The sequence below is a fragment of the Streptomyces sp. O3 genome, from assembly GCF_054788135.1.
Genome location: NZ_JBTVYK010000104.1, coordinates 1 through 7,967 on the forward strand (window position 1 = coordinate 1; position 7,967 = coordinate 7,967).

Below are 7,967 nucleotides of genomic sequence, written 5' to 3' on the forward strand. Positions count from 1 at the left end.
GCCCCGCCACACTGTGGCGGGGCCGCGCGGCCGTTCGGGAAGAGGTTTACGAGTTGTAGGTGCCCTGGGCGCGCTCCAGGTCCTCCAGGACCAGCGCCTCGACCGCGTCCGCCGCCCGGTCCACGAAGTAGCCGAGCTCCTTGCGCTCCGCAGCGGAGAAGTCCTTGAGGACGAAGTCGGCGACCTGCATACGGCCCGGCGGGCGGCCGATGCCGAAACGCACCCGGTGGTAGTCGGGGCCCATGGCCTTGGTCATGGACTTCAGGCCGTTGTGGCCGTTGTCGCCGCCGCCGAGCTTCAGCCGCAGCGCGCCGTAGTCGATGTCCAGCTCGTCGTGGACGGCCACGATGTGAGCTGTCGGCACCTTGTAGAAGTCGCGCAGCGCGGTCACCGGGCCGCCGGAGAGGTTCATGTACGACATGGGCTTCGCCAGCACGACACGGCGGCTGCCGGGCCCCGGCGGGCCGATCCGCCCCTCCAGGACCTGCGCCTGGGCCTTGCTGTGGCGCTTGAACGTGCCGCCGATCCGCTCGGCGAGCAGGTCGGCGACCATGAACCCGACGTTGTGGCGGTTGTCCGCGTAGCCGGGTCCGGGGTTGCCGAGACCCGCGATCAGCCAGGGGGCGTTGGCATCCGGCGTCGTCGTCATCCGCGCGTCTCCTGTGGCGAGGGTGGGTGGGAACGCCGATGCCGGGTGCCGTCGCGGTGGACGGCACCCGGCACTGACGTACTACGAGGCAGATCGAGAGCTACGGGGCTCAGGCCTCGGCGGTCTCGCCCTCGGCCGCCTCGGCCGGGGCCTCCTCGGCCTGCGCGGCCAGGACCTGGAGGACGACGGTCTCGCCGTCGACGTCCAGGGTGGTGCCGGCCGGCAGCGTGATGTCCTTGGCCAGCACCGAGGCGCCGGCGTCGAGACCGGCGATGGAGACGGTGACCGACTCGGGGATGTGGGTGGCCTCGGTCTCGACCGGCAGGGCGTTGAGCACGTGCTCCAGCAGGTTGCCGCCCGGAGCCAGCTCGCCCTCGGTGTGCACCGGGATCTCGACGCTGACCTTCTCGCCGCGCTTCACGACGAGCAGGTCGACGTGGGTGAGGATGCCGCTGCGCAGGGCGTCACGCTGGACGGCCTTGGGGATGACGAGCTCGCTGCGGCCGTCGATGTCCAGGTTGATCAGGACGTTCGAGGTGCGCAGCGCCATCAGGGTGTCGTGGTGCGGAAGGGCGACGTGCACCGGGTCCGTGCCGTGGCCGTAGACGACGGCGGGCAGCTTGTCGGCGCGGCGCAGACGGCGCGAGGCGCCCTTGCCGAACTCGGTGCGGGTCTCGGCGGTGATCTTCAGCTCGGCCATGTGCACTCCTCGTATGAGAGAAACCAGTGGTGGTGGTCACCCGGCCACGACTGGCCTGCTACGAAGAGCGCGTCGATAACGGACCGCCGCACACAGAAAGTGCGGCCTCCCTCGCCGAGCAACTTGACTAGTCTACCCGGCCGGGAGGCCGCACCCAAAAGGATCTTGCCGAGGGTCAGTTCGCCTCGTCCTCGAAGAGGCTGGTCACCGAGCCGTCCTCGAAGACCTCGCGCAGGGCGCGCGCGATGGTCGGCGCGATCGACAGGACCGTGATCTTGTCCAGTTCGAGCTCGCTCGGGGTGGGCAGCGTGTTGGTGAACACGAACTCGCTGACCTTGGAGTTCTTCAGCCGGTCGGCGGCCGGGCCGGACAGCACGCCGTGCGTGGCCGTCACGATGACGTCCTCCGCGCCGTGCGCGAACAGCGCGTCCGCGGCGGCGCAGATGGTGCCGCCGGTGTCGATCATGTCATCGACCAGGACGCAGACCCGGCCCTCGACGTCGCCGACGACCTCGTGGACGGTCACCTGGTTGGCGACGTCCTTGTCGCGGCGCTTGTGCACGATGGCCAGCGGCGCGCCGAGCCGGTCGCACCAGCGGTCCGCGACGCGCACCCGGCCCGCGTCGGGGGAGACGACCGTCAGCTTGTCCTTGTCGACCTTGGCGCCCACGTAGTCCGCGAGGATCGGCAGCGCGAAGAGGTGGTCGACCGGACCGTCGAAGAAGCCGACGATCTGGTCGGTGTGCAGGTCGACGGCGACGATGCGGTCCGCGCCCGCGGTCTTCATCAGGTCGGCCATCAGCTTGGACGAGATCGGCTCACGGCCGCGGTGCTTCTTGTCCTGGCGGGCGTAGCCGTAGAACGGGACGATCACGGTGATGCTCCGGGCCGAGGCCCGCTTCAGAGCGTCGATCATGATCAGCTGTTCCATGATCCACTTGTTGATCGGAGCCGTGTGGCTCTGGATCAGGAAGCAGTCCGCGCCGCGCGCCGACTCCTGGTAACGCACATAGATCTCGCCGTTGGCGAAGTCGAAGGCCTTGGTCGGGACGAGGCCGACCCCCAGCTGGTGGGCGACCTCCTCGGCGAGCTCGGGGTGGGCGCGGCCGGAGAAGAGCATCAACTTCTTCTCGCCGGTCGTCTTGATCCCGGTCACAGCACTGTCTCCTCAGACGTGTTCTCTGGCGTCCCTGGCCGCGAGTTCACGTCGCGCGAGCCAGCCGTTTCCCGGAGGGGAACCCTCCGGACACCCGATGTGTGCATCTACCACGGTACGCGCTGTTCGGCGCGCCTGTTTCCGGTCAGCTTTCGCCGTCCGCCTCCGCGGTCGCGGCCTGGGCAGCCTTGGCGGCCGCGCTGCCCGGACGCTTGCGGGCCACCCAGCCCTCGATATTCCGCTGCTGGCCACGGGCGACGGCCAGCGAACCGGGCGGCACATCCTTGGTGATCACCGAGCCCGCCGCGGTGTAGGCGCCGTCCCCGACCGTGACAGGCGCCACAAACATATTGTCCGAGCCCGTCTTGCAGTGCGAGCCGATCGTGGTCTGGTGCTTGGCCTCGCCGTCGTAGTTCACGAAGACGCTCGCGGCGCCGATGTTCGACTGCTCGCCGATCACCGCGTCGCCCACGTACGACAGGTGCGGCACCTTGGTGCCGTCGCCGATCACGGAGTTCTTCATCTCCACATACGTACCGGCCTTGGCCCCCGCGCCGAGCCGGGTGCCGGGCCGCAGATAGGCGTACGGGCCCACCGACGCGCCGTCGCCGACCTCCGCGCCGTTCGCGACGGCGTTGTCCACACGGGCGCCCGCGCCGACCCTGGTGTCCGTCAGCCGGGTGTTCGGGCCGACCTCGGCGCCGGCGGCGACATGCGTGGCGCCGAGCAGCTGCGTACCGGGGTGCACCAGCGCGTCCGGCTCGAACGTCACCGTCACGTCGACGAAGGTCGTGGCCGGGTCGACCACCGTCACCCCGGACATCATGGCCTCGGTCAGCAGCCGGTCGTTCAGGCTGCGGCGCGCCTCGGCGAGCTGGACGCGGTTGTTGATCCCGGCGATCTCCCGGTGATCGCCCGCCACCGACGCGCCCACCCGGTGACCGGCCTCGCGCAGAATCCCCAGGACGTCGGTGAGGTACTCCTCGCCCTGGCTGTTGTCGGTGCGGACCTTGCCCAGCGCGTCCGCGAGCAGCTGCCCGTCGAAGGCGAACACCCCCGAGTTGATCTCGCGGATGGCGCGCTGCGCGTCGCTGGCGTCCTTGTGCTCGACGATCGCGGTGACCGCGCCGCTCGCCTCGTCCCGGACGATCCGCCCGTACCCGGTGGCGTCCGGCACCTCGGCGGTCAGCACCGTCACGGCGTTGCCGTCGGCGGTGTGCGTGGCGGACAGCGCGCGCAGGGTCTCACCGGTGAGCAGCGGGGTGTCGCCGCACACGACGATGACCGTCCCGCTCACGCCGCGGCCCTCGCCGCCCAGCTCCTCCAGGCCCATCCGCACCGCGTGCCCGGTGCCGTTCTGCTGCTCCTGTACGGCGGTACGGGCGGCGGGGTCGGCCTGCGCGAGGTGCGCGGTGACCTGCTCGCGCGCGTGGCCCACGACCACGACCAGCTCCCGCGGGTCCAGCTCTCGGGCGGCGGCGACCACATGGCCCACCAGCGACCGGCCGCAGATCTCGTGCAGGACCTTGGGGGTGCTCGACTTCATGCGGGTGCCCTCACCCGCGGCGAGGACGACGACGGCGGCCGGGGAATTGGCGCTCACGGGTGATGTCCTTCGGCTTCGGTGCTTTGGGGGGCGGACATCCGCAGGATACCGGGGCGTAGTGCGGGGCTCGCAGCAAGGGCGTACCGGAGCGCGCGACGGCCCCGGACGCGCGCGTGCACGCGTCCGGGGCCCCGCGGCCGGGTCAGTCCGTGGCGATCGCGCCCAGCACGTTCATCCGGCCCGCCCGGAACGCCGGGATCAGCGCGGCGAACAGGCCCACGAACGCCGAGGCGACGAAGACCGTGCCGATGGTGGTCCAGGGGATCTCCAGCACCGTCAGCCCCTCAAGCGCCAGCAGCTTCTGCGCCGTCGCGCCCCAGCCCATCCCGAGCCCCAGCCCGAGCAGCGCGCCGAACAGCGCGATGACCACGGACTCCAGGCGGATCATCCGGCGCAGCTGGCGGCGGGAGAGCCCGATGGCCCGCATCAGGCCGATCTCCCGAGTCCGCTCGACCACCGAGAGGGCGAGGGTGTTCACCACCCCGAGCACGGCCACGATGATCGCCAGCGCGAGCAGCCCGTAGACGATGTTCAGCAGCTGGCCGACCTGGTTCTTGATGTCCTCCTTGTAGTCGGCCTGGTTCTGCACCTTGATGGCCGGGTTGCCGGACAGCGACTTCTTGAGGGCGGCGTAGGCCGCGTCCGCCCTGCCGTCCTCAGCCTCGGCGAACATGATCATGTTCTGCGGCATCCGGTCGGCCGGAAGGTGCGCGGCGGCGGTCGCGACGCTGAGGTACTTCGCGCCCTGGTCGATGGACGTGTCGTCCGAAGTGATCGCCGCGACCTTCAGCTTCGCCGTACGGCCGCCTTCGAAGGCCACCGCGATCTCGTCGCCGACCTTGACGCCGTGCTCGTCCGCGTAGGCGTCGCCGACGGACATGGCGTTCTCGCCGTACGCGGCGGCCAGGTCACCGGCGACGGTCTCGCGGCGCACGTCCCGTGCGTAGGTCGGGTCGGCCGCGGTGAGGTCCTCGGTGACAGTAGCGCCGTCCGGGGCGGTCAACTCCGCCTTGACCTGCTTGTACCGGGTGACATGGGCGAGGTGCGAGGTCTTTCGCACCTCCTCCTCCGTCTGCGGCGTCATCGGGTTGAACTGGTTCTCCCTGATGATGAAGTCCGCGCCGACCGACTTGTCCAGCTCCTCGGTCGCCGAGGCCACCATCGACGAGCCGACCACCGACAGACACGCCACCAGCGCCAGGCCGATCATCAAGGCCGCGCCGGTGGCCCCGGTACGGCGCGGGTTGCGCAGCGCGTTGCGCTCGGCCATCCGCCCGACCGGGCCGAACACCCGCAGCACCAGCGCGCTGAGCACCCGCACCACGCCGCCCGCCAGCACCGGCCCGACGACCACGAAACCGACCAGTGTGAGGACCACACCGAGCCCCAGCCACAGCGACCCGTCACTCGCCTTGTCGGCGGTGCCCGCGAGATACAGGGCGAAGCCGCCCGCCCCGGTCAGCGCCAGCCCGATGACGGCGCGCACGGCACTCGCCCGGCCGTCCGACGCCGTGCCCGTCTCACGCAGGGCCGCCATCGGGGAGATCTTGCCCGCACGGCGGGCGGGAACGTACGCGGCGAGCACGGTCACCACGACGCCGAGCGCCATACCGATCGCCGGGGTGGTCCAGTTGACCGTGAGGTCCCGCGTGGACAGCTCCATGTCCAGCTGGGACATCAGCTTCATCAGCCCGATGGCGAGCCCCACCCCGGCGCCGACGCCGAGTACCGACCCCACCACGCCGAGCAGCAGCGCCTCCACCAGCACCGAGCGGTTGACCTGCTTGCGCGAGGACCCGATGGCCCGCATCAGACCGATCTCACGAGTGCGCTGGGCGACCAGCATGGAGAACGTGTTGATGATGAGGAAGACACCGACGAGAAAGGCGATCCCGGCGAACCCGAGCATCGCGTACTTCATGACGTCGAAGAACTCGCCGACGTCCTCACGGTTCTCGTCCGCGGCCTCCTGCTGGGTCCGCACCTTGTACGCGCCGTCCAGCTCGGCGGCGACAGCGCGCTTCAGCCGCTCGTCGCTGACCCCGGCCGCGGCCGTCACGTTGACATGGGTGAACTGGCCCGTACCGCCCAGGAGTCGCTGCTGCGCGGTCGCGGTGTCGAAGAAGACGACGGCGGCACCGGGGTTGGTCACCTTGAACGAGGCGATACCGGTGATCGTGGCGGTGAAGTCGCCGGTGACGGCGATGGTGCGCAACTCGTCGCCGAGCGCCAGCTTGTGCTTCTCCGCGGTGTCGGCGTCGACCATCACCTCGGTGGGGCCGCGCGGTTCACGCCCCTTGCTGATCTCCATGGAGCGGAGTTCGTTGGAGGTCCAGTTCGCGGCGATCGTCGGGGCGCCGTTGCTGGAACCCATGTTCTTGTTCTCGGAGTCGACGACGGTGACGCTCATGCTGGAGACGCCGCCCTCGGCGGACTTCACCCCGTCCGCCCGCTTCACCCGCTCCACGGCGGACGCGGGCAGCGCCTCCGGCTTGCCGGTGCGCGGCGCCTCGTCGGCGCCGGACGCCGACTTGGGGCTGACCGTGACATCGGCCGCGCTCGCCGCGAACAGCTTGTCGAACGTGGTGTTCATGGTGTCGGTGAAGACGAGCGTCCCGCAGACGAACGCCACCGACAGCAGGACCGCGACGGCGGACAGCGCCATCCGCCCCTTGTGCGCGAAGAAGTTGCGCATCGAGGTCTTCAGCACGGTCACGACGTCCGCCCCCGCGCGTCGAAGTCCTTCATGCGGTCGAGAACCTGATCGGCGGTCGGCTGGTGCATCTCATCGACGATCCTGCCGTCCGCGAGATACAGCACCCGGTCCGCGTACGAGGCGGCCACCGGGTCGTGCGTGACCATCACGATGGTCTGGCCGAGCTCGTCCACGGACCGCCGCAGGAAGCCGAGCACCTCGGCGCCGGAGCGCGAGTCGAGGTTTCCGGTGGGCTCGTCCCCGAATATGATCTCCGGCCGGGCGGCGAGCGCCCGCGCGACCGCGACGCGCTGCTGCTGACCGCCGGACAGCTCGCTCGGCCGGTGCTTCAGCCGCCCGGCGAGCCCGACGGTGTCCACCACCCGCCCCAGCCACTCCCGGTCGGGCTTGCGGCCCGCGATGTCCATCGGCAGGGTGATGTTCTCCAGCGCGCTCAACGTGGGCAGCAGGTTGAACGCCTGGAAGATGAACCCGATCCGGTCCCGCCGCAGCCGCGTCAGCTTCTTGTCCTTGAGCCCGGTGACCTCCGTCTCGTCCAGGAAGATCTGCCCGCCGCTCACCGTGTCCAAGCCCGCGAGGCAGTGCATCAGCGTGGACTTGCCCGAGCCCGAGGGACCCATGATCGCGGTGAACTGCCCGCGGGCGATGTCCACATCGACATGGTCGAGCGCGACGACTCGGGTCTCTCCCGACCCGTAGGCCTTCACGACCTGTCGCGCTCGTGCCGCGACGGCCGTACGCCCTCCAGTGCCCCCGTGCCTGGGAATGCTTACAGCCGTTGTCACGGTTCGTCTCCTTCGTCAGTGGTGTCGTGATGACGCGTTCAGTCTGGTGGCCGGACGGGCCGTGGCGCGCTGGTGGACGACCCCGTCTTGAGCCGGGGGAAAACCCCACCCCGTGTGTCCTGCGCGCCCCCGCTCGCCCTGTGACTCCACGCTAGGCAGCGAAAGTTCACCGCTCCTCCTGCGCCGGTACCAGCCGCCCCCCATCCGTGGTGCGGATGAACCCCTAGGGGCGTGCGCCCCTCGCCCCTGGTTTCACGGGGTGCCCCGTGTCCCCTTCCGGGGGAGGGTGTCGCCCTGCGGGCCAAGCGAGAACGGTCACCGGGGTCGGGTGGGTTGTGCCCACCCGTTCCGCCCT

At 70.3% G+C, this 7,967-nt stretch carries 6 protein-coding genes; all 6 read right to left on the reverse strand.

Annotation, left to right across the window (positions count from 1 at the left end):
- Positions 1–46: 46 nt before the first annotated feature.
- The 6 genes from pth to ACX6XY_RS29635 all read right to left on the reverse strand — a co-directional run bounded on the left by pth (position 47) and on the right by ACX6XY_RS29635 (position 7,612).
- Complete coding sequence (pth, locus tag ACX6XY_RS29610) at positions 47–649, reverse strand: aminoacyl-tRNA hydrolase (protein WP_460337548.1); 603 nt, start codon at positions 647–649, stop codon at positions 47–49.
- 109 nt (positions 650–758) lie between these two features.
- Positions 759–1,349, reverse strand: a complete 591-nt coding sequence (locus ACX6XY_RS29615) for a 50S ribosomal protein L25/general stress protein Ctc (RefSeq protein ID WP_460337550.1) — start codon at positions 1,347–1,349, stop codon at positions 759–761.
- Between the two features lie 175 nt (positions 1,350–1,524).
- Positions 1,525–2,505 (reverse strand): ribose-phosphate diphosphokinase, encoded by a 981-nt coding sequence (locus tag ACX6XY_RS29620; protein WP_460337552.1) that lies wholly within the window; start codon positions 2,503–2,505, stop codon positions 1,525–1,527.
- Between the two features lie 145 nt (positions 2,506–2,650).
- Complete coding sequence (gene glmU / locus ACX6XY_RS29625; RefSeq protein WP_460337555.1) at positions 2,651–4,108, reverse strand: bifunctional UDP-N-acetylglucosamine diphosphorylase/glucosamine-1-phosphate N-acetyltransferase GlmU; 1,458 nt, start codon at positions 4,106–4,108, stop codon at positions 2,651–2,653.
- A 145-nt stretch (positions 4,109–4,253) separates the two neighbouring features.
- The gene (locus ACX6XY_RS29630) at positions 4,254–6,827 is read right to left on the reverse strand and encodes an ABC transporter permease (RefSeq protein ID WP_460337558.1); all 2,574 of its coding nucleotides are present in this window, start codon (positions 6,825–6,827) and stop codon (positions 4,254–4,256) included.
- A complete protein-coding gene (locus ACX6XY_RS29635; RefSeq protein ID WP_460337561.1) occupies positions 6,824–7,612 on the reverse strand; it encodes an ABC transporter ATP-binding protein in 789 nt (262 codons plus the stop codon). The genes ACX6XY_RS29630 and ACX6XY_RS29635 overlap by 4 nt, the downstream gene beginning before the upstream one ends.
- Positions 7,613–7,967 lie beyond the last annotated feature (355 nt).

Excerpts from the sequence above, each read along its gene's own strand:
- pth (WP_460337548.1), bottom strand. The coding sequence starts at position 649 with ATGACGACGACGCCGGATGCCAACGCCCCCTGGCTGATCGCGGGTCTC.
- ACX6XY_RS29615 (WP_460337550.1), bottom strand. The coding sequence starts at position 1,349 with ATGGCCGAGCTGAAGATCACCGCCGAGACCCGCACCGAGTTCGGCAAG.